This is a genomic window from Solibacillus sp. FSL R5-0449, assembly GCF_037975215.1.
GTDB lineage: Bacteria > Bacillota > Bacilli > Bacillales_A > Planococcaceae > Solibacillus.
In genome coordinates this window covers 381,776-405,000 of record NZ_CP150239.1, presented here as the reverse complement: position 1 = coordinate 405,000, position 23,225 = coordinate 381,776, and the positions used below count along the sequence as shown (strand labels likewise).

General features: G+C 39.5%; 24 protein-coding genes (1 of these 24 cut by a window edge). 7 read left to right on the top strand and 17 right to left on the bottom strand.

All coding sequences use genetic code 11. The features are described from left to right. From MKY27_RS02005 to MKY27_RS01965, 9 genes are all read right to left on the bottom strand, one after another. Window positions 1-901 carry the 5' portion of a 4-hydroxyphenylacetate 3-hydroxylase family protein gene (locus MKY27_RS02005; RefSeq protein WP_339197342.1) on the bottom strand. 602 nt of this gene lie to the left of the window's left edge, so 901 of the gene's 1,503 nt are visible here — the first part of the coding sequence; its start codon is at window positions 899-901; its stop codon lies beyond the left edge, outside the window. 171 nt (window positions 902-1,072) lie between these two features. Continuing rightward, window positions 1,073-2,362 (bottom strand): helix-turn-helix domain-containing protein, encoded by a 1,290-nt coding sequence (locus MKY27_RS02000; RefSeq protein WP_339197340.1) that lies wholly within the window; start codon window positions 2,360-2,362, stop codon window positions 1,073-1,075. A 153-nt stretch (window positions 2,363-2,515) separates the two neighbouring features. After that, on the bottom strand, window positions 2,516-3,988 hold the full coding sequence (locus tag MKY27_RS01995) for an aldehyde dehydrogenase (protein WP_339197337.1): 1,473 nt from the start codon (window positions 3,986-3,988) through the stop codon (window positions 2,516-2,518). Beyond that, window positions 3,975-4,181, bottom strand: coding sequence for a 2-hydroxymuconate tautomerase family protein (locus MKY27_RS01990; RefSeq protein ID WP_339197334.1), 207 nt, complete (start codon window positions 4,179-4,181; stop codon window positions 3,975-3,977). The genes MKY27_RS01995 and MKY27_RS01990 overlap by 14 nt, the downstream gene beginning before the upstream one ends. Continuing rightward, window positions 4,163-4,975: a fumarylacetoacetate hydrolase family protein gene (locus MKY27_RS01985; protein ID WP_339197331.1), complete on the bottom strand. Its 813-nt coding sequence runs from the start codon at window positions 4,973-4,975 to the stop codon at window positions 4,163-4,165. The genes MKY27_RS01990 and MKY27_RS01985 overlap by 19 nt, the downstream gene beginning before the upstream one ends. 10 nt (window positions 4,976-4,985) lie before the next feature. Continuing rightward, a complete protein-coding gene (locus MKY27_RS01980) occupies window positions 4,986-5,762 on the bottom strand; it encodes a 2-keto-4-pentenoate hydratase (RefSeq protein ID WP_339197328.1) in 777 nt (258 codons plus the stop codon). 4 nt (window positions 5,763-5,766) lie between these two features. Continuing rightward, window positions 5,767-6,777, bottom strand: a complete 1,011-nt coding sequence (gene dmpG, locus MKY27_RS01975; protein ID WP_339197326.1) for a 4-hydroxy-2-oxovalerate aldolase — start codon at window positions 6,775-6,777, stop codon at window positions 5,767-5,769. Beyond that, entirely contained in the window at window positions 6,774-7,682 is a 909-nt protein-coding gene (locus MKY27_RS01970) for an acetaldehyde dehydrogenase (acetylating) (protein WP_339197324.1), read from the bottom strand. Before MKY27_RS01970 ends, dmpG begins: the two co-directional genes overlap by 4 nt. Before the next feature lie 12 nt (window positions 7,683-7,694). Then, window positions 7,695-8,675: a catechol 2,3-dioxygenase gene (locus MKY27_RS01965; protein WP_339197321.1), complete on the bottom strand. Its 981-nt coding sequence runs from the start codon at window positions 8,673-8,675 to the stop codon at window positions 7,695-7,697. A 182-nt stretch (window positions 8,676-8,857) separates the two neighbouring features. On the opposite strand from MKY27_RS01965, the gene MKY27_RS01960 reads away from it, so the two are divergent. The 3 genes from MKY27_RS01960 (at window position 8,858) to MKY27_RS01950 (ending at window position 12,984) form a co-directional block, all read left to right on the top strand. Beyond that, window positions 8,858-9,628 (top strand): IclR family transcriptional regulator, encoded by a 771-nt coding sequence (locus MKY27_RS01960; protein ID WP_339197318.1) that lies wholly within the window; start codon window positions 8,858-8,860, stop codon window positions 9,626-9,628. Between the two features lie 89 nt (window positions 9,629-9,717). Next, window positions 9,718-10,107, top strand: a complete 390-nt coding sequence (locus tag MKY27_RS01955) for a (deoxy)nucleoside triphosphate pyrophosphohydrolase (RefSeq protein ID WP_339197315.1) — start codon at window positions 9,718-9,720, stop codon at window positions 10,105-10,107. 18 nt (window positions 10,108-10,125) lie between these two features. After that, a complete protein-coding gene (locus MKY27_RS01950; RefSeq protein WP_339197312.1) occupies window positions 10,126-12,984 on the top strand; it encodes a DEAD/DEAH box helicase in 2,859 nt (952 codons plus the stop codon). Window positions 12,985-13,036: 52 nt separating this feature from the next. Here the strand turns inward: MKY27_RS01950 and MKY27_RS01945 are convergent, their stop codons facing one another. Next, window positions 13,037-13,948 (bottom strand): HNH endonuclease, encoded by a 912-nt coding sequence (locus MKY27_RS01945; protein ID WP_339197309.1) that lies wholly within the window; start codon window positions 13,946-13,948, stop codon window positions 13,037-13,039. 254 nt (window positions 13,949-14,202) lie between these two features. Here MKY27_RS01945 and MKY27_RS01940 point away from each other — a divergent pair, with 254 nt between their 5' ends. The 3 genes from MKY27_RS01940 to MKY27_RS01930 all read left to right on the top strand — a co-directional run bounded on the left by MKY27_RS01940 (window position 14,203) and on the right by MKY27_RS01930 (window position 17,165). Then, window positions 14,203-15,906, top strand: coding sequence for an ABC transporter ATP-binding protein (locus MKY27_RS01940; protein ID WP_339197306.1), 1,704 nt, complete (start codon window positions 14,203-14,205; stop codon window positions 15,904-15,906). Window positions 15,907-15,979: 73 nt separating this feature from the next. Further along, window positions 15,980-16,897: a dipeptidase gene (locus MKY27_RS01935; protein WP_339197303.1), complete on the top strand. Its 918-nt coding sequence runs from the start codon at window positions 15,980-15,982 to the stop codon at window positions 16,895-16,897. A 70-nt stretch (window positions 16,898-16,967) separates the two neighbouring features. Next, the gene (locus tag MKY27_RS01930; RefSeq protein WP_339174973.1) at window positions 16,968-17,165 is read left to right on the top strand and encodes a YwbE family protein; all 198 of its coding nucleotides are present in this window, start codon (window positions 16,968-16,970) and stop codon (window positions 17,163-17,165) included. Window positions 17,166-17,396: 231 nt separating this feature from the next. On the opposite strand, the gene MKY27_RS01925 is transcribed toward MKY27_RS01930, so the two are convergent. From MKY27_RS01925 to MKY27_RS01905, 5 genes are all read right to left on the bottom strand, one after another. Then, the gene (locus MKY27_RS01925) at window positions 17,397-18,422 is read right to left on the bottom strand and encodes a M14 family zinc carboxypeptidase (RefSeq protein WP_339197301.1); all 1,026 of its coding nucleotides are present in this window, start codon (window positions 18,420-18,422) and stop codon (window positions 17,397-17,399) included. Between the two features lie 271 nt (window positions 18,423-18,693). Next, entirely contained in the window at window positions 18,694-19,329 is a 636-nt protein-coding gene (locus tag MKY27_RS01920) for a 3-oxoacid CoA-transferase subunit B (protein ID WP_339199588.1), read from the bottom strand. Then, complete coding sequence (locus MKY27_RS01915) at window positions 19,326-20,024, bottom strand: CoA transferase subunit A (protein ID WP_339197298.1); 699 nt, start codon at window positions 20,022-20,024, stop codon at window positions 19,326-19,328. The genes MKY27_RS01920 and MKY27_RS01915 overlap by 4 nt, the downstream gene beginning before the upstream one ends. Window positions 20,025-20,217: 193 nt before the next feature. Beyond that, on the bottom strand, window positions 20,218-20,421 hold the full coding sequence (locus MKY27_RS01910) for a hypothetical protein (protein ID WP_339197295.1): 204 nt from the start codon (window positions 20,419-20,421) through the stop codon (window positions 20,218-20,220). A 69-nt stretch (window positions 20,422-20,490) separates the two neighbouring features. Further along, window positions 20,491-21,117: a general stress protein gene (locus tag MKY27_RS01905; protein ID WP_339197293.1), complete on the bottom strand. Its 627-nt coding sequence runs from the start codon at window positions 21,115-21,117 to the stop codon at window positions 20,491-20,493. A 267-nt stretch (window positions 21,118-21,384) separates the two neighbouring features. Here MKY27_RS01905 and MKY27_RS01900 point away from each other — a divergent pair, with 267 nt between their 5' ends. Beyond that, window positions 21,385-21,798 carry an MFS transporter permease gene (locus tag MKY27_RS01900; protein ID WP_339197291.1) on the top strand — a complete coding sequence of 138 codons (414 nt, stop codon included), beginning with the start codon at window positions 21,385-21,387 and terminating at the stop codon, window positions 21,796-21,798. Window positions 21,799-21,851: 53 nt separating this feature from the next. On the opposite strand, the gene MKY27_RS01895 is transcribed toward MKY27_RS01900, so the two are convergent. Together MKY27_RS01895 and MKY27_RS01890 are read right to left on the bottom strand one after the other, a co-directional pair. Then, entirely contained in the window at window positions 21,852-22,379 is a 528-nt protein-coding gene (locus tag MKY27_RS01895) for a hypothetical protein (RefSeq protein ID WP_339197289.1), read from the bottom strand. Between the two features lie 159 nt (window positions 22,380-22,538). Next, window positions 22,539-23,102, bottom strand: coding sequence for a nitroreductase (locus MKY27_RS01890; protein WP_339197287.1), 564 nt, complete (start codon window positions 23,100-23,102; stop codon window positions 22,539-22,541). Between the last annotated feature and the right edge of the window lie 123 nt (window positions 23,103-23,225).

Genomic DNA, 23,225 nt, shown 5'->3' with positions numbered 1-23,225 from the left:
CCAGTTTAACACCTAAACGCGTACATCCATGGAAGCTAAAACGATTGACGAAATGTGTGGCTGGCACGAAGTTGTTAGAGACTTCCACATTTTTATAAGCCAGAACATCTTCCCATGGGATAAATACATTATCCAAAACGATGACTGCATCATTTTCATCAAAACGGCTTGATAAAGGATAGTCGAATGGAGAACCGTTTACTTTAGCACTGAGTTCATATGATTGACGGCTGATCATTTTTAATCCCGGCGCATTCATTGGGACAAGGAAAATCAACGCATGACTCACATCTCCATCACCAAGGGATTTCGGTCCGTAGTTAGCGACAAAATTATAGTGAGTCAAAGCGGCAGACGTCCCTACCATTTTTGCCCCTTTTACGATAATCCCGTCATCTCTTTCCTTCACAACACGAACGAAAACGTCTTTGTTTTCATGCAATGATTTTGAACGGTCCATTTGCGGATTAATGACTGTATGATTAACAAACGGCAGCTCTTTCGATGCTTTTCGATACCATGCCTTTGCATTCTCTTCAAAACCTACATAATAATCCGAGTAGGCATTTAAATGTCCGAGAAACGAAGCTTTGTAATCCGGTGTGCGGCCCATGAATCCAAAATTTAATTTAGACCATTCTGCAATAGCATCACGCGCCCCTAATAAATCGTCCGCATTCTTTGGAGTTATAAAAAATTTATGTGTACGGTCACCATACTCATTAATTCCTGTCAATATTGATTGTTTTTCCGGATCGTGCAATGCATCATAAAGACGAGAATATGATTTTGCAGAATTTTCATAGGCTGGATGTTCTACGACATTATCAATTTTTTCACCATTCAAATAAACAACACGACCATCATTTAGGCTTTCCAAGTAACTTTTACCAGTATGCATAACTTATAACCCCCTTTGATTTGTTAACTTAAGTGTAAAGGAAGAAAGCGTTTTCACATATTGCAGTTCCTGTCTAAAATTTTCGTTTTTACTAACAGCAAATGCTAGTTTTACAATAAAAAAATCACTTAACGACCAGATTTAGTCGTTAAATGATCTATAAATACTAATTTATATTGCGGGCAGATTTAAAACTTTAAGTACTTTTAAATTTAACAAAAGCTGAAAACGGATTTTAGGACATCGTAAATCAATTTGTAATAACTCCTTTATATTTTGCAAACGATACCTGACCCCTCCGACAGATAAATTCGTTAACTTGGCTGTTTTCTCCAAATTGCCGCCATTATCTAAAAAATAATAAAGTGTTTGCATCAGGTCTTCTTCCGGTAGAATTTCCTGAAGATCTCTTTCTACTATACTTCTAAGTAATTGTTGATGTTCCGTATATAATAATGCACCGAGTATGCCGATATCTTCAAACTGCATGACCGGCTCATTGGAAGTGGCCATTCTCTCAGCAATAATCGCCTCTTTAATAGATGGATTAAGGCATTCCAATGTATTTGTTGTCGAACTTATACCGACACGGCAAATAATCGAATCCTGATATTTATCGATTGAATGCAAGAATTTTTCGGGTGCCCCGTCTAATAAGGGGTCATCAAAGGAAAGCGGAACAAAACATAAAACCCCTTGACCGCGTTGAACAATCAATACTTCCATATTTAGCTTTTTAAAAAAGTTCACGATTTCACGATACACTTTTACAAACATCTGCAAATTATCATCACTTGATCTATCTTTGTAGTTAAAGGAAATATAGGCAATATGATAACTTTCCTGCACATAAATATTCAATAGCTTCAGTTCCCGTAACAGCTCTTTATAATCCGTAATCTCTCCAATAAGAAGCTTTTCAAATAACACGGCTTTCATTCGTTCATTTGCATCGAACATCGCTTTTTTATTGATAAGAACAATACTGCAAATGGTACTGATCCGTTCAAGTATCATTTTTTCTTCTTCTGTAATGATTTCATCTTTTTTATAGAAAAATCCGCAATATTGGAAGACTTCCTGATCGACTATGATCGGTGAAATAAGAATATTCCCGCTGTCCAGGCTAATTTCCCGTATCTCCCGGAACTTCCAATTCGCATATTTCTTCTTATATTCCAAAATAAAGTTTTCCAGTAGTACCGATTGACAGGAGGAGTAGCAAAGGTCCCCTTCAAGATCAAATAGAGCAATTTCTCTTCCTACCAATTGATTACATTCCTTTAATATTTCAGTTAAATTTTGTTTATTGACGAGCATTTCATTTAATTTATTGTAGATTGCGATTACATTTTTCAGTTGCAGATTTTCCTTAGCCATCTTCTTCACATCGATTTGTTGCTTCACGTTTTGCATTGGTATAAAGGTTGTAAGATTTTTTTCCAAGTCAAAATTCAACAATAAATCCACGCCTTTCAATATATAATTCAATTACTACTCAATATATAACACCTCAAAATACAAGGAACGTAACCACTTCAAAAACGATTTCTTCCTACAATATAAATAAAGCCTATCACCCTATCAGGAATTCCAAATAGGATGATAAGCATTTTAGTTTAAGGAGATGCAAATATTTTTCGCTTCTGTAAAGAATTCCATACTATGACGTCCGCCTTCTCGACCAACACCGCTCTTTTTGAAGCCGCCAAATGGAACACGTAAGTCACGAACAAACCAGCAATTCACCCAAATTGTTCCTGCACGGACAGCATATGACACACGATGTGCTCGCTTCAGATTTTCTGTCCAAATGACCCCGTTTAATCCATAATCCGTATTGTTCGCAATTGCTAAAGCTTCTTCTTCAGTATCGAACGGTAAGATCGTTACGACTGGACCAAAGATTTCTTCCTGACATGTACGTGCATTCGGATCATGATGCAGGAAAATCGTCGGGGCGATGTAGTAGCCCTTTGCCAGATCATCCGATAATTGTAGCGGCTGGTCACCTGTAATCAGTTTTGCCCCTTCTTCTTTGGCTAGTTCAATATAATAATTCACCTTATCGTATTGCACTTTACTTACTAATGGGCCCGTTGTCGTTTTCGGGTCTTGCGGATCGCCAACGACTAGTGCCTCTGCTGCCGCTTTAAATTTCTCCAAAAATTCATCTAAAATTGTACGCTGCACTAAAATGCGTGAACCGGCTAAACAAACTTGCCCAGAATTTAAAAATGCTGCCTGAATCGATGTCGGTACAGCTTTTGATAAATCCGCATCTTCGAAAATAATATTCGCTGCTTTTCCGCCAAGCTCAAATGATGTTTTCTTCAATGTATCCGCGCCATTTTTAATAATCTGTTTACCTGTAACTGTCGATCCTGTAAAAGAAATCAAATCAATTTCAGGCTGTTCCGTTACCCATGTACCAACCGTTTTTCCACTTCCATGAATCACGTTTACGACACCATCAGGAATGCCTGCCTGTTGTGCAATTTCTCCAAGAAGTGAAACCGATAATGGCGTCAATTCAGCCGGCTTAATGACAGCTGTATTCCCCGCTGCAAGACATGGACCCAATTTCCAAGTTGTTAACATAAATGGTGCATTCCAAGGCGTAATTAGACCTGCTACACCAACCGGCTCATAGCGTGTATAGTTGATAAAGTTTTCATCCATTGGATACGCTTCATCCCCTTGCTTCTCAACGAAGTCTGCATAGAACCGCAAATTATGGGCAGCACGTGGGATATCGGAGCCGACTGCATGCTGATAAGGCTTTCCTACATCCATTGCTTCAAGGCGGGCAATTTCTTCTTTTCGTTCAACGATAATATCTGCCATCCGGCGAATTTTCGCACAACGCTCCGCTAACGGCATTGTACGCCATTCACTATGTTCAAAAGCCTGGCGCGCACTGTTTGCCGCTTCTGTAACGTCCTCTTCGGATGCTTCCGAAACAATCGCAATTAAACGTTGGTTGGAAGGATCATGTACTTCAAATGTTTTCTTTGTTGCGGATTGTCTGTATTGTCCATTAATAAAATGATTAACCGTTAACACTTCTTTTTCAGTTGTTAGCATCTGTCTCTCTCCTTTTGGCAACGGATTTCCCTGCTATGCCCCAATGTGTTGCAGCTGTTTCCTGTAAATGGACGCGGACTGTTTCGATTGGTGCCTCCAATACATCGCTGGCTGTTTTGCTCAATTGTTCAATAAGACGCTCCTTTTGCTCGGGTGTACGTCCTTCTAAAATCGTTACTTGGATGAATGGCATTCGCCCGCACCTCCAGTAAATGAAACCGAAATCGTTCCTAAACTTTGGAAACTTGCATGGAAAAAGTCCCCCGGTTTTATTTCGATTGCTTCACTAATCGACCCGCTTAAAATTAAGTCGCGTGGTTTTAAATGCAAGTTCCGCTCGTGTAGCTTTTCCGCTAACCATTGAATGCTTATAAGCGGATTTTGCATCACTGCTCCAGATGTTGTCGAAGCGACGATTTCTCCATTTTTGTAGTAAATAACCCCTAATGCATCAATAAAATCGGCATCTAGTTTTATTGGACGGTTGCCCAAAATATACCGACTCGAGGATGAATTATCGGCAATCGCATCAAGTAACGTAAACTTAAAGCGTTCAAATCGACTATCAATGATTTCAAATGCCGGCAGCACAAAATCAATTGCATCGATTACTTCTTCTAAAGTCGGAGAACCTTTCAACGGTTTCTTTAAAACGAAAGCGAGTTCAGGTTCCAGTTTCGGATGAATGTATGGTGCTAAATCATGTTTACCGCCTTCGATTAAGTACATGTTTTTCAAAAGCACACCATATGACGGCTCGTGGACCCCCATCATCTGCTGTTTTGCTTTTGATGTTAATCCTAACTTCCACCCGATTTGTTCCGTTTGTTCTTGTTCTATTTTTTTATCTACTAGTAATTGCTGAATTTCATAAGCTTCACGCTCCGAGAACCCATCTATTTTATTGGCAAACTGTTCAAGTGTTTGCGCATTTTTTTCAGCCCAATACAACTCATCTACAACCGATAATTTAGTAATACTCGTCATATGAATCCCCCTATACAAACTTCACTTCAACCGAACCAATTTGTCCGAAGGCTGCCTTAAAATGATCCCCTTTTTCAATTGGTAACGCTGATGTAAATGCGCCAGTTAAAATCACTTCGCCAGCAAGCAGCGGGACATTAAACTGCTGTAATGCGTTCGCTAACCAAACTGCAGAATTAATCGGATTGCCTAAAACATTACTTCCTGTACCCATTTCAATGAGTTCGCCATTCTGATACGTATTCAAACCGATTGTTGTTAAGTCAATATCATAAATCGATAGACGTTGATCTCCTAAAACGACCAATCCGGAAGAGCCATTATCTGATACCGTATCTTCAAATTTGATTCGCCAGTCGGCAATACGGCTGTCGATTATTTCAAAGGCCGGAACAATATAATCAATCGCCAATAATACATCTAAAGGCGTAATATTAGGTCCTTTAATATCTTCTTTTAATACAAAGGCAAGCTCTGATTCGATTTTAGGCTGAATCAGTTGATCGATATTGATCGTATCGCCCGATTTGTACAACATATAATCGAACAAATGACCGTAATCCGGCTGATTAACGTTGAACATATTTTGAATTGCTTTACTCGTAGCGCCAATTTTTTTGCCGATGACTTTATGGCCAGCCTGTTTTTTTTGCTCTACATAAGCAAGTTGGATTTCATAAGCCTGTTCTAATGAAATTGTAGGCGCGAGCTGTGTAAATGGTTCAATTGGTGCCTTCGTCTGCTCAGCTTCCAAAAGCATTGAAGCAAACCCTTGTGCATTTGCCATACTATCAAACCTCAACTTTCTTTGAAGATAGTTCCATTGCCACATCGATGATCCAGTCTTCCTGTCCTGCAACGGCATTTCGTTTCCCAAGTTCTTCGATAATACTTACCGCATCGACTTGGAATTTTTCTGCAGCTTTTCTTACGTGTAATAGGAAACTATTGTACACACCGGCATACCCTGATGATAAATTTTCACGGTCTATAAATGGCAAGTAATGCATTTCTGGTGCCACTAATTCTTCCGCAGCATTCATCAATGTTGAAAGGACGATTGGTGTTTCGATATTCGACTTCACCATTGCTGCAATAAGGACTTCCAATGGCGCATTCCCCGCACCGGCACCTAATCCGCGAAGTGTCCCATCAATTAATGTCGCCCCGTGTTCAATTGCTGTTAACGAATTTCCAACCGCCAACCCTAAATTATTGTGACCATGGAACCCTACTTGAATCGACAATGTCTCTTTTAAAGCATCGATCCGCTCAATGACCGTTTTTGGCACTAATGCACCAGCAGAATCGACGATATATACACCATCTGCACCGTACTCTTCCATTTTCTTCGCTTCTTCTGCTAAACGCTGCGGTGTTGTACTGTGGCTCATCATTAAAAATCCGTAAGCATCCAGATTTTGCTTTTTCGCTTCTTCAAAGTATTGTTGTGATATATTTGCCTCTGTACAGTGAACTGCGATGCGGAGTGCATCAATTCCAATATTGGCTGCTTCTACAATAGCAGGACGTGTTCCAATACCAGGAACAAACAAGGAAGCAATTTTAGATTGACCTTTTACTTTTACAGCTGCCTCAATCAGCTTCATCTCGTCGTATTTAGAAAAGCCTTGCTGAATCGTAGAGCCTTGAAGTCCCGCACCGTGGCTTACTTCGATTAAAGGAATATTTGCTGCCGCTAATTCGGTAACAATCTGTTCAACAAATTGTGGAGTAAAAGAATGGCTGACAGCATGTGAACCGTCACGCAATGTAGTGTCCCCGATTAGAATATTGGTCACTTTAAAGCAGCTCCCTTCAGCATATTTTCTGCAATCTTTTCTCCAACTTGTAAAGCCGCAGCAGTCATAATATCGAGATTACCGGCATATTTCGGGAAATAATCACCCGCGCCTTCCACCTCATTCATAATAATGACCACTTTACGGTTGCCCCAAGGTGTTTCGCGTTCATCGACAATCGGTTGCCCTTTCAATCGGTAACCTGGTACATATTGCTTCACCTTTTGCACGACATCTTCTACAGATTTCTGTAATTGAACTGGATCAATATCATCTTCTAGTACCGCATAAACGGTGTTATTCATTAAAATAGGCGGCTCCGCTGCATTGATGACCGGCATAGCGCGTGCTGATTGTGCACCACCAACTAATTTGGCTGCATTGGCAGTTGTTATTGTAAATTCATCCAAGTTCTGGCGTGTTCCTAAACCGATGGACGGGCTTGAAATCGTAGCGATAATTTCGCTGTAGAGCACTTCTGCAATTTGGCTTACTGCATAAACAAGCGGCGTTGTAGCCTGCCCGCTGCAGGACACCATATTAATATTCATTTCATTAATATGTTCTTCTATATTAATACTTGGAATTACATACGGCCCGATTGCTGCAGGCGTTAAATCAATCGCCACAATGCCATTTTCTTTAAGGATTTTAGCATGTTCAATATGCGAATACGCACTCGTGGCATCAAAAACAATTTGTGCGGAACCGTGTTCGATAATCCCGTGGATCCCCTTTGCAGTTGTTGCTATTCCCGCTTCTTTGGCACGCTTTAGACCGTCTGAGGCAGGATCAATACCTGCCACCAGAACTAAATCTAAATGTCCATCAGCTTTTAAGATTTTCATCATCAAGTCTGTGCCGATGTTGCCGCTTCCTAAAATTGCTACTGGAACTTTAGTCATCTGCTAACCCCTCTATTCGTTTGTAACTTTTTCAGCTATTTTCCCTACACCATATGTCCAGAACGAGTCAGGGAAGGCTGCCCCTACCCAAGTATCTCCGTTACCTGGAACATCAGCCATTTGCCAAGTGATCGGTTTCCAATCCGGGTCAAAGATTAAGTATCCTGCATCTCCAAACAATTCAACTCGCAATCCGCTTGGTTCATAGGCATACATACAAAATGCTTGGCTAACCCCATGCTTATTCGGTGGAATCTCAATAAAGTAACCGTGGTCTTTCAACAAATCGCCAACTTCGTATAAGTTTTGAGGTATACCATACCAATAGCAAATATGATGTAATTTTCCTTTTGCCCCTGTAGGCTCGGCCATGAAAGCGATTTCATGAACAAGGTTAGAAGCACTAATCCATGATCCTACGACAAACTCTCCATCAACAATTTGTTCGCGAAGTTTAAAGCCTAATACTTCAATTAAAAATTCTGTATCAGCTTTAGGATTTGATGAGAATAAATTAATATGGTCTAGTCGACGCACTGGGACACCACGATTTGGACGCTTACTAAATCGTGATAGTAACTTAGACTTGTTCTCTTCAGGACAATCAAAGTACTCTACCTCCCAAAAAACTTCCATGTTATGACCATCAGGAGTTGTGAATGCATAAGAAGGGCCATGTCCATAATTTTCGTTTTGCCAACCAATACCATATCCACTTGCTTCAATTGCTTTGACCCGACGCTCTAAAGCTTGCGGAGATGTTGTGCGCCATGCTACATGTCCCAAACCTGAATAATCAGATTCAGTAATAATTAAGGAGTATTTATAATTTTCTTCATAAGCACGTAAAAATGTTTGTTTACCAATAACATCTACAACAGCCATACCTAACATTTCTGTGTAAAATTTAATCGATTCCTCAGGCGTGTTAGAAAGTACCTCAACATGTGCGATTTGTGCTACATCAAAGATTGGCTCTACATAATTATTCATGATTAATCCCCCTTGAATGTTATTTTCCGCTCTATTTTCTGAAAAATCAAAATAGATTGTAAATTAATATTAACTTTTATTTTGTTATATACAAGGCGAAATTCCCTCTATGCGGGAAAGGTGAAAAATGTTTTTTAGAGAATAATATAAACATAAATCAGAATTTTAATGGAGGTATGCAAATGAAGAATAATGGCGAAGTTAATTCCGTTAAAAACGCATTGAAAATTTTGAAGGCTTTTAAAATAAACAATCATCAAAAAGGTGTATTAGATCTTGCAGATGAGTTGGGGATTAGTAAAAGCAGTGTACATAGATTGTTGAAAACATTGGAATCAGAAGGCTTTGTGACAAAAGCTAAGAACAATGCCAAATACGAATTAGGCATGTCATTAATTGAATTGAACTCCATTTATTTAAAACATTTGGATATTTACGATGTGACGTTAGAAAGTATGATGAAAATCATCACATTAACCGGAGAAACTTCTCATTTAGCCATTTTAAAAAATGATGCCATCGTTTACCTTAATAAATTGTCAAACCAGCAAACGATGGAAGTAGAATCACATATAGGACATTCAAATTATTTGCACTGTACTGCAAGCGGCCGCGTATTATTGGCGTATAGTAGCACTACTACGATTAAACGAATTCTTGAACAACCTTTGGAACGGTTCACTCCCCGCACAATAGTAGATGCAAAACTGTTGCAAAAAGAGTTACAAAACACAAAAGAAAAAGGATATGCAGTTGTAAGAGGTGAGTACCGCGCGAATATGACATCCATTGCCGTACCAATAAAAAATCTGCAAAGTAAAGTTATTGCAGCACTAAATATAGTTGCCCCTACCAATCGGTTAACAGATGAAAAAATAAATTATTATGTAAGATTACTCCGTGAAGAATCTGCCAAAATTACGAAGAAGATTGGGTATTTGTCGTTTCAGTGAAGATTTGGGGTTGCCAAATTTTATTGGCAGCAAACTTTTCCATGATCAGCTATATTATAGAGAGGATTAATAGATAGGATGGATGTAATATGAAAAAACAAGTACACGTAGTTGGAGCTATTATCGAAAACGATAAACAGGAAATTTACTGTGCACAACGTAGCCCTCAAATGTCGTTACCAAACTATTGGGAATTCCCAGGTGGAAAGATCGAGAAAGATGAAACACCACAGCAAGCGTTAAAACGCGAGATTTTAGAAGAGTTTACTTGTGAAATAGCTGTAGGCGATAAAGTTGAGGACACTACTTATGATTATGGTACGTTCATCGTTCGCCTTGAAACATATATGGCGAAAATTGTGAATGGGACACCTGTTGCCATGGAGCATTCTAATACGAAATGGGTAAAACGGGCGTCGCTTAACGAACTAGATTTTGCACCAGCAGATATTCCAGCAGTCGAAAAATTATTAAAATAATTTAAAGGTGGTGCTTTTATGGAGCAGTTAGTTAAAAAACTTGAAGCTTCTTTACATAAAGGTTTTATCGATCAATCAAAGGCCGTCTCCTCACAGTTTAAACCGAAATTATTATCCAATAAAGCACATGAAAATGTCCTTTCGACACTTTTACAAGAAATGAAAACATGTAAAACGTTTACCTTTTCTGTAGCATTCATTACGGAAGGTGGATTAGCTACAATTAAAACGATGCTGTATGACCTCGAGAAAAAAGGCATTCGCGGACGCATATTAACGTCTACCTTTTTAAGCTTTAATCAGCCAAAAATGTTTAAAGAACTGCTCAAATTAACGAATGTAGAAGTTCGTGTTACCGATGTGAAAGGCTTTCACTCAAAAGGCTATATTTTCGAGCATGATCAACATTATTCATTAATTGTGGGAAGTTCTAATTTAACGGATAGCGCACTAAAAGCAAACTTTGAATGGAATGTTTATTTAACTTCCCTAGAAAATGGCGAGGTGATCAATCATTTTAAAAATCAGTTTGAACAGCAATGGAATAGTGCGATTCCGTTAAGTGTTGAGTGGATTGCTCACTATCAAATTAATTATGAGAAGCCAGAATTCAATAATAAAGTTGCCTCTCCACCTTTATATGTAACGAATCCATTAAAAGAGAGTTTAAAAATACAGCCTAATAAAATGCAAACAGCCGCGCTTGAGCAGTTAAAGCTCCTTCGCCAAAGTGGTGCAAACCGCGGTCTTATCATTTCAGCAACTGGAACAGGTAAAACTTATTTATCTGCGTTTGATGTTCGAAATGCTGCACCAAAACGTATGTTATTTATCGTGCACCGTGAACAAATTTTGAAAAAGGCGATGCAAGATTTCCGTAATATTTTACTAGGTGATCCTCAAGACTATGGGATTTTATCAGGAAATTCAAAAGATCTAAATGCACGCTATTTATTTGCAACGGTCCAGACCATTTCACGTGACCCTTATTTGCAACAATTTGCGAAAGATCATTTTGACTATATTTTAATTGATGAAGTTCACCGAGCAGGTGCGGAATCATATTTAAAAATTATGAATTACTTTGAACCTCAATTTTTGTTAGGAATGACGGCGACACCAGAACGTACAGATAACTTCAACATTTATGAACTATTTGATTATAATGTCGCCTATGAAATTCGCCTTCAAGCAGCATTAGAAGAAGACATGCTCTGCCCTTTCCACTATTTCGGTGTGACGGACTATGAGCTTGATGGTGAACTCATCGATGAAACAGCAGATTTACAAAAGCTAATTCATCGTGAACGAATCGATCATATTATCGAAAAAATTTCGTATTACGGATTTTCTGGGGATCGGGTTCGTGGGTTAATGTTTTGCAGTACGAAGGAAGAAGCTCGTACCCTATCCAACCTACTCAATACGCGTGGCTATAAAACGACTGCATTGACTGGAGATCACTCTCAAGAAGAACGTGAAGAAGCAATTGCTAAATTAGAAAATGGTGAGCTCGAATATATTTTGACGGTAGATATTTTTAACGAAGGTATTGATATTCCCTTCATTAACCAAATTGTTATGCTGCGCCAAACACAATCTAGTATCATCTTTATTCAACAGCTAGGTCGAGGGTTACGGAAACATAATGTAAAAGAATATGTGACGATTATCGATTTTATAGGCAACTATAAAAATAACTATTTAATTCCGATCGCCCTATCTGGTGATAAGTCGATGAACAAGGATAATGTTCGCCGAAACACGGTAACTACAGATTACATCCAAGGGGTTTCAACGATTAACTTTGAAGAGATTGCGAAAAAGCAAATTTTTGATGCGATAAATAACGCGAATTTATCGACATTAAAAATGTTAAGAGAATCTTATTTTGAAGTGAAAAATCGAATTGGTCGTATGCCATTTTTATACGATTTTATAGAACAGCAATCTTTAGATCCGGAAGTCATTATTAATTATGCTGACAACTACTATAATTTTTTAGAAAAAGTGAAGGAAAACCCTTATTCCTTTTCTGAATATGAAAGTAAAGTGTTAACAATGATTTCAAAAGAGTTTTTAAATGGGAAACGAGTCCATGAGTTAATTCTTTTACAACTTTTAACTCGTGATACGTCTGTTACGAAAGAGCAATGGATAGAAGCGCTTCAACAATTTGATACTTATATTGATGCAAATACTATTTCATCTGTTGAAAAAATCTTCACCTTAGAATTTCATGGGCTAAATGATCAAAAGAAGTTTGGTGAAAAACCATTACTTACTTTTGAATCCCATAGCATTCGCTGGAATGAGGAGGTTGCAAGGAGCCTTCAAAATTTAGATTTTAAAGATTTCATTAATGACATTATTCAATGCGGTTTAGAAAAGCATAAAGTATATGATTCTAAAACACCTTTAACACTTTATAAAAAATATTCACGTCGAGATATTTGCCGATTATTAAATTGGGATAAAGATGTGTCATCCACTATTTACGGGTATCGTACACGCCATAACACTACTCCCCTTTTCGTCACTTATCATAAAAAGGATGAACTTGAATCAAGTACAGCATATGGTGACGAATTTTTAGCACCCGATTTATTTAGATGGTATTCAAGGAATCGGTTAAACACGGAATCTAAAGAAGTACAAGTCATTTTAAATCACCAAGACTTGGATAATGATATTCATTTATTCATTAAAAAAGATGATGGCGAAGGGTCGGACTTTTACTATTTAGGGGAAACTCATGTTGTAACAGAAACCGCTAGAAATGAAACAATGCCTGATGGAAAACCTGTTGTGACAATGAATATGGTACTTGAGCAACCTGTCCAATACGACATCTACCACTATTTAGTAGAGGAATAAAATAAAGCAAGGTGTAGCCCAAGTTTGGGTCACACCTTGCTTTTTCTATTGATTATTCTTTGCCCCTAAATATCTCCCGCTTATGCCACTTGAAATATTTCTTGTTCTCTTCTACTCTTGCAACGCGCATTTTTTCGTGAATTCCGTACTTCACGTAATCCATCTGATCAATTTCAGAGGAAATATGGATTTTCCCGGTTCCATCAAATGCAATATAGCCTTGGTCGTATAACGCATCATGATTATGACAAAGTAGAATACCATTGTATGGATCAAGTCGTTCGTCATTTGTTGCATCTTTCCATGGTTTTGAATGGCTTGCGCGTAATAAGCCAGGTAACGAGATGCCGCATAGCGCACATTGATTATCCCATAACGGCATCAGTTGCTTTCTGAATTTTTGCTGGCCTTTACGGATTTTCACCTTTGCTTCGGCTTCTGTTTCTATTAATACAGGCACAAGTGTATTGCGTTCTTTTTGCGCAATGAGACCCATCGCAAATTCCAGCTGCTCTTCATTTTCCTCATAAATATTCCCATCACTCATAAGCTCCAGCAGCTTGATGGCGAGCATTTCATTACAAGGATATAAAAAGCCCTGGTTGCCGTCACCATTATGTTGGAATGGTGAATATTTAACTGGGAGCAGCGGCTCGATTTCATTAAAATGTTCTTTTACCGAAATCGGGAAGTGAAGCTCCTCATACATGGCTGGAAATTGATGCCCCACCTCACCTGATTGATCAAAAGGATTAACCCCTTCTCCACAATCTTCCTGAGCGGTACTGATCGCGACAATTTCACCTTTCACACAGTGAAAAATCGCATCGCCCTTCTTAACTTCCTTCATCCGCTCCCAAGAATGTGGTGTTTGTCCACTATTATCTAAAATCGAGCACCATACGACCTGCTTTTCCTTCGCCTCATCGTATGTACGCCCTTGCATTACTATATAAAAATTCATACGTACACCTTCGCTTCTTTGCTTTCTTTTAGTGTACCATTTCTTTTTTCTTATCATAACTAACATGTCTTATAAATAAATGCCACTTTCATAATATTATCCTTAACTCCTTCCATAAGATTAAATTTCAATCCCCCACTATTTCGCCTCTCGAAAAGCTCCCAAAAAATGTTATAATCCCCATAAGAATCATTTTCACTACTATCACAACCGGTTGCACTCAGTTTTGAGTTGTTTAACAGAAAGGACTAGAAATGCTAGCAAGATTTTTTACGTATTATAAGCCGCATAAGCGATTGTTCATCATCGACTTTTCGTGTGCGGTATTTGTGGCCGTTTTGGAATTACTGTTCCCGATGGCTGTGCAGTGGTTTATCGATGATCTGCTCCCGACAAACGATTGGGGCATGATTACAAAAATCAGTGCGCTTCTTTTACTGACGTATATTTTAAGTACGGCAATGAACTTCGTCGTGAACTATTTGGGGCATAAGCTCGGGGTCAATATCGAAACCGATATGCGCCAGCAGCTGTTCAATCATGTACAGCGCCAGCCTTATACATTTTTCGATAATATGAAAACAGGTCATTTAATGAGTCGTATTACGAATGACTTGTTCGATATCGGGGAGTTTGCGCACCATGGTCCGGAAGATTTGTTCATCGCAATGATGACCTTTATCGGGGCGTTTACGATTATGTTCAATATTAACGCGACACTTGCGACAATTATTCTGATATTCGTTCCATTTTTAATTGCGGTCATGTATTGGAGCAATAGACGGATGAAAAAAGGCTGGAGCGTTATGTACAGTGAAATCGCAAACGTCAATGGCCGTGTGGAAGATAGCTTCTCGGGTATTCGCGTCGTGAAATCATTTACAAATGAAGAATTCGAAACGAACCGCTTCAAAGACCAAAATGCTCTTTTCCGTAAAGCGAAAATCTATGCCTATAAAGTAATGGCCGGTACGCATTCAAGCATTTACTTTTTAACACGTCTATTGACATTGCTCGTGCTTGTTGTTGGCGCGTGGCTTTCATTTAACGACAATCTATCAGCCGGGGAGTTTGCAAGCTTCATTTTATTTACGAATGTATTAATTAGACCAATCGATAAGATCAGTGCATTGCTCGAAATGTATCCAAAAGGAATGGCCGGCTTTAAGCGTTTCTGCGATCTGCTTGACCAGGAGCCGACGATTGTCGACCGTCCAAATGCGATTGATGTTGACCATTTAAACGGCGATATCGAGTTTAAAAACGTCGACTTCAAATATGCGGACAGCAAGCAAGTACTGAACAATCTATCATTTAAAGTGGAAGCAGGAAAAACGGTTGCCTTTGTCGGTCCATCCGGTTCCGGGAAAACGACGATCAGCGCACTCATCCCCCGCTTTTACGATATTACGGGCGGTGCGATTACAATTGACGGGTACGATATCCGTGATTTAACACAGCAGTCACTGCGTAAACAAATCGGGACAGTACAGCAGGATGTATTTTTATTTACAGGTACTATTCGTGAAAATATCGAATATGGTAAATTAGGCGCGAGCTTCGAGGATATTAAAGCAGCAGCCGAGCAGGCAAACTTGCTAGAGTTTATCGAGAATTTACCGGACGGTTTCGAAACGGAAATCGGTGAACGTGGTCTGAAATTATCGGGCGGTCAAAAGCAGCGTCTTGCCATTGCGCGCATGTTCCTGAAAAACCCGCCAATTTTAATATTGGATGAGGCGACATCTGCACTAGATACAGCGACTGAACGAATTATCCAGCAGTCGTTGAATGATTTGGCGAAAAACCGTACGACATTGATTATTGCACACCGTTTAGCGACAATTCGCGATGCGGACTATATTTTTGTTGTCACACCAGATGGTATCGAAGAGCAAGGCACATATGAAGAGCTTGTCGCAAAAGGCGGTATTTTTGCAGGGCTCCATCATGCATAGAAATTAAAGTTAGGATGAGGTGGATGATTGCGGTCATTCACCTTTTTTCCACCAATATGGAGGGGGTTTTTTGATGAGTTTTCCAGTAATTGACCTACATTGTGATGCATTGTGGCGTATGCAGCAGGACGGCCACCGGTTTAACGATGGTCTGCTTGATGTAAATGCAGATAAGCTTCGGGCAGGAAATGTAATGGCACAGGCATTTGCGATTTTTGTTTACCCAACGTTAACATTGGAGGAAAAACGGGCCGCTGCTTTGAAACAAATTGTACATTTCCAGCAGGAAGTGCTAAGTGAACAAGTTGTGCACATTAAAAAGTGGACGGATTTCGAGAAACTTCAGCCAGGACAAACCGGCGCTTTTTTAACGATTGAAGGCGTCGATTTTTTTGGAGGCGATATTGATTTTTGGCATCAATTCCGTGAGCTTGGCGTGTTGTCGATCGGGCTTACATGGAATCATTCAAACGAAGCTGCAGACGGTTTACATAGTACATCACAGATTGGCGTTACACCGTTTGGCAAAGAAATTATTAAGCTGAATAATGAGCACCGGCTGTTCACCGATGTCACCCACCTGCATGAACGAAGCTTTCGGGATGTCATCGAGCATGCCGATTATGTAATTGCTTCTCATTCAAATGCCATGGCTGTTTGCAACCATGAGCGCAATTTGAACGATGCACAAATTAAAGCGATGATAGAAAAAAATGTGCCGATTCATGTTGTGTACTACCCTGAATTTATAAACGGTACAAACACAGCAAGCATGACAGACTTGATTCGTCATATTGACTATATTTGCTCGCTTGGCGGGAAGCATTTGATTGGTCTTGGATCCGATTTTGATGGAATCGATGCGAAGATTCCCCACCTTGAACATTCCGGAATGCATCAAAATTTCGTTAATGAGCTGTTAAAGTATTACAGTGAACAGGACGTGCGTGGTTTTGCATATGCGAATTTCTTGAAGCATTTGCCGAAATAGGCTGTAACATCAGGTCCTCTTCGGTTTCGTGCTATACTAGAGAAACTTATGAATGAGAGGACGTTTTACTATGAACGGCAAAAACCGAAGCGATGTCTATCCAGGCTTGGAAGTGGATATCGTACTAAAACAAGACCAGCGTACAGGCAAAACAACACGCGGTATCGTAAAAGACTTACTGACAAACAGCAGCTCCCACCCACATGGCATTAAAGTAAGACTGACTGATGGACAAATCGGACGTGTGTGTCAGACTTATCCGAAGTAAGTTTTATGCTATCCTCACTTGTTGTGACGCAAGTGAGGATTAAATTTTATTTTTGAGGATTATCTGCAGGTAAGTGAGGATTATCGTTATATAGTTGAGGATTATCCTATTGCAAATGTGGATTATATTTATTCCCTGCTAAAGGGCGGCGTTTTTTTACCGAAACAGCTCATACAGAAAAGGAGCAAAAGATTCCATGACTAAGAATCTCTTGCTCCTTTTCATATGTTTTTATCTTTGAGTATCCAATGTATCCCAGAAACTAGTATCTGCCGTTTCAATTGAACGATCTGCTATCGCTCGAACCGCAGCATCCAATGTTGTAATCGTCTGCTTGATTAAGTAACCATTACTTTTTTGACCGATAACTGCCGATTCATTGAAATGATCGGACATTCCGCGCATTTCAAAAAGGAGTGTCGCAATATCATATTGAACTGCAGCACCATTACGACCGATATTCTCACCATTGCCGCCATTATACTTCGCTAAATGCCCCCATCCCGTTGAATCAACGGCATTAAATACAACAGAACCTAGTTTTTTCGATTTCTCTAATACTTCCGGCTTCACATTTTCATTTGTAGGATAAAGCATAGATCCTGACACAAGTTTCCCGTCACGTCTTGCCTGAGTTCCTTGATGATGCAGGTCAATCATGTAGTCGATATCATACTTTTGTAAAACATTTTTATGAAGAGCCTGCGTTTCCGGGTGCACTTTATCAACATGGTCACGGTTTAAGTCGGCCCCTACCGCATTGTATCGCGTTAAATTACGTCCACCGTCAGCGATATAATCATCAAGAGAAAAGTCGACATCCCCCATTGCACCATCTGCATTTAACATAGGTACAATAAGAATATTGACTTTATCCAGCACACCCTTTGTTTTACCTGTGCCAAGATGTTTAATAAATTCCAATGCGCCTTCAGTCGTTAATTGTTCATTCCCGTGCTGTTGCGTCAAAAATAGGATTGTCGGGTTATTTGGATTTGTAATATATTTTGCCAAGTAAATATCTCGTTTTTTTACCGTTTGTCCGATCACTTCAAGCTGCATTGCATCTTGTTTCGCGTCTTGCTTCTTAAGATAATTCACCATTTCATCGTAAGTATATAGGATTGACGTTTGAATCGATTCATTTCCACCATAATTCGGCCCTTCACCTACAGCATAGGCAGTTAATGAAGCTGGTGCCACAGCGCCCAGTGCCAAAATGCCGGTTAAGGATAGTGCTAATGCTTTCTTTTTCATAAGACCCCTCCATCACGTTAATTTTCTAATTATTGAAGTAATAATTCATACTTTAAGAATATCTATCAATTTGTTAATCGTATATAGAGGGAATCTATCAATTTACTTGCCTCCAACATAGAGCGATTGTTTTAATTTTCCATTAATGGTGTATATTTATTTACTCACTCTTTCGCTGTTTCTTTCACTTTTTATAGAGTAAAAGTCACTTAGCTGTTGTCCGGAAATAAAAAAATGCACAAAAAGCTAATCTGCTTTTTGCGCATTATCTTTATAGGTTCACTTCAAAACTTGCCTCTGTTTTTTCCTGCACTTCCTCCAGTGTTACCCCGTCCTGAAGCTCCACCAGCTGCATCTTGCCATCTTGAAAATCAAAGACCGCCAAATCAGTAATTAACCGGTGAACAACACTTTTGCCAGTCAACGGCAATGAGCATTCACGTTTTACTTTCGACTCACCGTACTTGTTCGTATGTTCCATAATGACGATGACTTTTTTCGCACCGACAACTAAGTCCATCGCCCCGCCCATTCCTTTTACTACTTTTCCGGGAATCATCCAGTTGGCCAAGTCTCCCTCTTCGGAAACTTCCATTCCACCAAGAATGGCCAGATCAATATGCCCGCCGCGAATCATCGCAAAGCTTTCTGCACTATCAAAATAGGTTGCACCTACTTTTGCTGTGACCGTTTCCTTCCCGGCATTGATCAAGTCTGCATCAACTTCTGCTTCTGTCGGGTACGGCCCGATTCCGAGCAGCCCGTTTTCTGATTGCAGCATCACGTTATAATGCTCAGGAATTTCATTAGCGATCAAAGTTGGCATGCCGATTCCTAAATTTACATAGGTTCCATCCTGAATTTCCTTCACTGCGCGTCGGATAATTTTCATGCGTGCATCCATTATGCTTCCTCCCTTACAGTGCGGCGTTCAATGCGTTTTTCAAATGACTCGCTATGGACGATATGCTGCACATAAATGCCCGGCAGATGAATTTCGTCCGGATCCAGTTCGCCTGTTTCGACAAGCTGCTCCACTTCGACAATTGTCACTTTACCTGCTGTCGCACAAAGCGGGTTAAAGTTGCGCGATGTTTTACGGAACACAAGATTTCCGGAACGATCCGCTTTCCATGCTTTTACAAGCGCAAAATCCCCAGTAATCGCGCGTTCAAGCAAGTATGTTTTGCCGTCGAATTCCTTTGTCTCTTTTCCCTCTGCGATTGGCGTACCAACACCTGTTGCTGTATAAAATCCTGGTATGCCCGCACCGCCAGCACGAATGCGTTCTGCCAATGTGCCCTGTGGTGTCAATTCCACTTCCAGCTCGCCGTTTAAATATTGCTGTTCGAATGTTTTATTTTCCCCTACATATGACGCGATGATTTTCGTAATCTGCTTGTCTTGCAAAAGAACACCGAGCCCGAAATCATCGACACCACAGTTATTGCTGACAACCGTCAAATTTTTTGTACCTTTATCTTTTACTGCCTGAATTAGATTTTCCGGAATACCGCATAACCCGAATCCCCCTACTAATAATACAGCTCCATCGTCTATTGCCTGAATCGCCTGTTGTACAGAAGCTACTACTTTATCCATGTCCTTATCCCCTTTCACATCCATACAAAATATTCTACAAAAGGACGGAATTCCCTTTAAAAATCTATTTTTCTTAGGCGGGTGGTGGATTTTCTAATAAACTTTGATATGTTCTAATATAATTTTATTTGTTCTAATAAAATGCCGGTTTTCTAATATATTACCGAGATGTTCTAATAAGTCCACGCTTTGTTCAAATATCCTCGGCGCATTTTCTAATATCCATCGGCGTTGTTCTAATAACCTGCTCAACTGTTCTAATAAAATCGATCCCCGTCTTCTCCTGCCCGGTCATGCGGAAAAAATTGAAGGCATCTTGCCCTGAGTCGAACCCATCTTCTAATAACCTCGCCAGATTTTCTAATAACACCTCAACTTCTTCTAATAACTCATTCAATTGTTCTAATAAATCCCCACCCCCACAAAAAAAGCCAAACTGCCCTAATTGAACAGTCTGACTTTGCTTTTAGTTTTGTTTTTCATGCGGTGCTTGGTAAATGCCGATTTCCTTTGTATTAGGGTCGCGGACAATGCGCTGATCATCTTTTAACGGAATAATATCCGGATCTTCTGCATCACTGCTCCGGCCAAAATCTCCTGCAACAGTTGTATTCGGCAGCGGTTCATACTTTTTCTCAGGTTCAAATGGTACTGGACGTTCATCCATTACCTCTTTGTTAATAAGGTTTGACGGATTGGAACGGTTTGTAATCCAGTCATCGAGTGTATGGCCTGTCCAATCTTCTTCATCAAATGGGTCTGTACCTGTTATGAGCAACTTCCCGCCCTCTTCAATGATTTTTTCGTATTCCAGCCGCTTATTTTCAGGTAAACCGAGGCGGCGAATTTTCTCTTCAATCGGCGATTCATTTGTCAATGCGGTTTTCACTATGCTGCGGACACCATTTGTTGTAATAAGCGATACTTGCTGATCACGTGCGATGGAGTGAAATTCGTCTACATCCTTTGTTAATAAATAAATATGTGTACCTTCCAACTCATTGTCCGGTCTACGTAATTCCTGGAGTTTCTCTAGCAATTCCTGTTTCGTATAGGCAACATCAATTTTCTGCTTCGGCTCATCAAAAAACATTTGCATCCCTCCATTTAAATTATTCGTAAGTACCTTTTCCCCATATCCCCCATACAAAACTTATTTTAAAATAGCATCCGGTCGTTCTACCGCTAAATCAAAATGCATTTTTTCGCTCTTTTTAATACTTATTTACTCAAAAACACCATTTCTCCCTCTCTACTCAACACCTTAAAATATTCTGTTGATTGCTTCATATGTCGATTCATTTTAAACTAAACACAGTAATCAACAAGTTGTTCAATACTTTTTCAGGAGGAATTATATATGAATAAAAAATCAAAAATTATTTTAGCCGCTTCACTTGCCATTATTGCTTTTATGATTGGAAAAGCGTTTATTTTGGATGAGTCCAGCAAGATGTATTTAATCATCTTCTCCTTTGTCGGATTAGGGCTAGCTATGCTGCGCCTCTTTATTAATGGGATGATTAAAAAGATGAAAGGTAAACCTGTCGGAGTAAAAGTATTATTCTTTGCCGTTCTTCTTGGCTGTGGTATTCCGTTTCAAAACTGGTTCCGTACAGATATCCTGCTTTCAATGAACCGCGAGTACTTAGTGCCTTGTATTATCGTAACTGTTGCTAGTGTATTTTTCATGACAGTTCTTTCCGGCGTGATCTCTAACCGTAAACGCGCACCAAAGTCAGAAGAGCTTTCTATTGAAGAAATGGCCATATAAAAACAGCAAAATCCCGTTACAAAGCTACTTTGTACGGGATTTTTTTACATATATCAAGTTAGTGTTTCGATTTTCTCATAAATTTCTTTCAGCATAATATCATAACGATCCCTGTTTAAATAAAAGTTGAAAACATAAATCCCTCTTTTTCTCTCTGCAAATTCTTCCCCTGCCGGTATTTCGTTATGTAAATAAAGTGTTGAATGTGAACCGTTTATAAGTTTTTGAAAATGCAGTGTATCGTACGTTATGTTTTCTTTTGTAAAAGCAAAATGCCCTTTTGCTGCATCATAATAGATGATTGGAATGATTGCCTCTTTATAAACTTGAATGTATTCATCCTGGGATGCCTGTCCAAATACAGTTGGCGTAATAAAAAGTGCATCAAATTGTAACGTGGCATCCGTAACCGCTTCTTCAAGTGCGTCGAATGTAATTTCTACAATTTCTATATTTGTATTGTAATGATCTTGGAACTCCCCTAAAACAGCAATTTTTAACGGCATTCCCTCATACGCGACTATTTCCTCCGAACACCCTGCCAATAATAGAAGCCCGAACAGAAATAATACTCTTTTCATACATATCTCATCCTTTCTAAGATGAATTGTATAATAGGTTGCGATTAATCCATGCAAATTATTCGTCAGGGAATAATTAAAGGAGCTGCCAACACAATGCGGCAACTCCTTTTGCTAAATGCACAAGGAAATCATCGTTTCCTCATGCATTCCATCATATTATTGCCCAAATTCCGTTACGAATTCAGAAAGCTCTTTTCGTGTTCTTACATTTGGCACATTATCGTAATAGCCGAACTGGAACATTGAAATGACACGTTCATGTGGCTTTGCGTTTAATGCTTCACGGAATTTCGGGTTATCTAGGAAGCCCGGTGTTTTCCAGCAAGTACCGATGCCTTTTTCCCATGCAAGTAGCTGCACATTTTGTAAATAGCAAGCGGCTGCCGCATAGTCTTCCAATCGTTCTTTTTGACGAACATCTTCTGTCACAAGCACAAATGCGTATGCACCGGCCAATGTGAATTTTTTCATTTGAATTGCAAGGGCATCTTCTGAAAGCTCCTGCCATTTTGGAACTGCCATGTCTCGTAGCAGTTCATGTACTTTTGGCAGCTGATCCTCTGCACCTACTACAATGCGCCATGGCTGACGGTTGCCGTGGTTCGGTGCCCATTTTGCATCATCCAAAATTTCCATTACTGCCTTTTTGTCAACTTGCTGTCCATTAAATAGTTTAATCGAACGGCGTTGCAATACTGCGTCTCTTACTGATAAAGTCATCGCCAAATCCTCCTTCAATTACTACTATTACATTAGCATGAATGATCTCTATTTAACATATAACATGGTGTGAATTCTATATAAAAAGTTCATTATCAGGCAGGCGATCACAATACGATTAAG

Excerpts from the sequence above, each read along its gene's own strand:
- MKY27_RS01990 (WP_339197334.1), bottom strand. The coding sequence starts at position 4,181 with ATGCCATTCATCCAAGTAACGATTTTAGAAGGACGTACACCCGAGCAA.
- MKY27_RS01905 (WP_339197293.1), bottom strand. The coding sequence starts at position 21,117 with ATGTTTTTTGATGAGCCGAAGCAGAAAATTGATGTTGCCTATACGAAA.
- MKY27_RS01985 (WP_339197331.1), bottom strand. The coding sequence starts at position 4,975 with ATGACGAGTATTACTAAATTATCGGTTGTAGATGAGTTGTATTGGGCT.
- MKY27_RS01930 (WP_339174973.1), top strand. The coding sequence starts at position 16,968 with ATGAACGGCAAAAACCGAAGCGATGTCTATCCAGGCTTGGAAGTGGAT.
- MKY27_RS01995 (WP_339197337.1), bottom strand. The coding sequence starts at position 3,988 with ATGCTAACAACTGAAAAAGAAGTGTTAACGGTTAATCATTTTATTAAT.
- MKY27_RS01960 (WP_339197318.1), top strand. The coding sequence starts at position 8,858 with ATGAAGAATAATGGCGAAGTTAATTCCGTTAAAAACGCATTGAAAATT.
- MKY27_RS01925 (WP_339197301.1), bottom strand. The coding sequence starts at position 18,422 with ATGAAAAAGAAAGCATTAGCACTATCCTTAACCGGCATTTTGGCACTG.
- MKY27_RS01940 (WP_339197306.1), top strand. The coding sequence starts at position 14,203 with ATGCTAGCAAGATTTTTTACGTATTATAAGCCGCATAAGCGATTGTTC.
- MKY27_RS01950 (WP_339197312.1), top strand. The coding sequence starts at position 10,126 with ATGGAGCAGTTAGTTAAAAAACTTGAAGCTTCTTTACATAAAGGTTTT.
- MKY27_RS01980 (WP_339197328.1), bottom strand. The coding sequence starts at position 5,762 with ATGGCAAATGCACAAGGGTTTGCTTCAATGCTTTTGGAAGCTGAGCAG.
- MKY27_RS01895 (WP_339197289.1), bottom strand. The coding sequence starts at position 22,379 with ATGAAAAGAGTATTATTTCTGTTCGGGCTTCTATTATTGGCAGGGTGT.
- MKY27_RS01945 (WP_339197309.1), bottom strand. The coding sequence starts at position 13,948 with ATGAATTTTTATATAGTAATGCAAGGGCGTACATACGATGAGGCGAAG.
- MKY27_RS01890 (WP_339197287.1), bottom strand. The coding sequence starts at position 23,102 with ATGACTTTATCAGTAAGAGACGCAGTATTGCAACGCCGTTCGATTAAA.
- MKY27_RS01915 (WP_339197298.1), bottom strand. The coding sequence starts at position 20,024 with ATGGATAAAGTAGTAGCTTCTGTACAACAGGCGATTCAGGCAATAGAC.
- MKY27_RS01935 (WP_339197303.1), top strand. The coding sequence starts at position 15,980 with ATGAGTTTTCCAGTAATTGACCTACATTGTGATGCATTGTGGCGTATG.
- MKY27_RS01900 (WP_339197291.1), top strand. The coding sequence starts at position 21,385 with ATGAATAAAAAATCAAAAATTATTTTAGCCGCTTCACTTGCCATTATT.
- MKY27_RS01965 (WP_339197321.1), bottom strand. The coding sequence starts at position 8,675 with ATGAATAATTATGTAGAGCCAATCTTTGATGTAGCACAAATCGCACAT.
- MKY27_RS01970 (WP_339197324.1), bottom strand. The coding sequence starts at position 7,682 with ATGACTAAAGTTCCAGTAGCAATTTTAGGAAGCGGCAACATCGGCACA.
- MKY27_RS01955 (WP_339197315.1), top strand. The coding sequence starts at position 9,718 with ATGAAAAAACAAGTACACGTAGTTGGAGCTATTATCGAAAACGATAAA.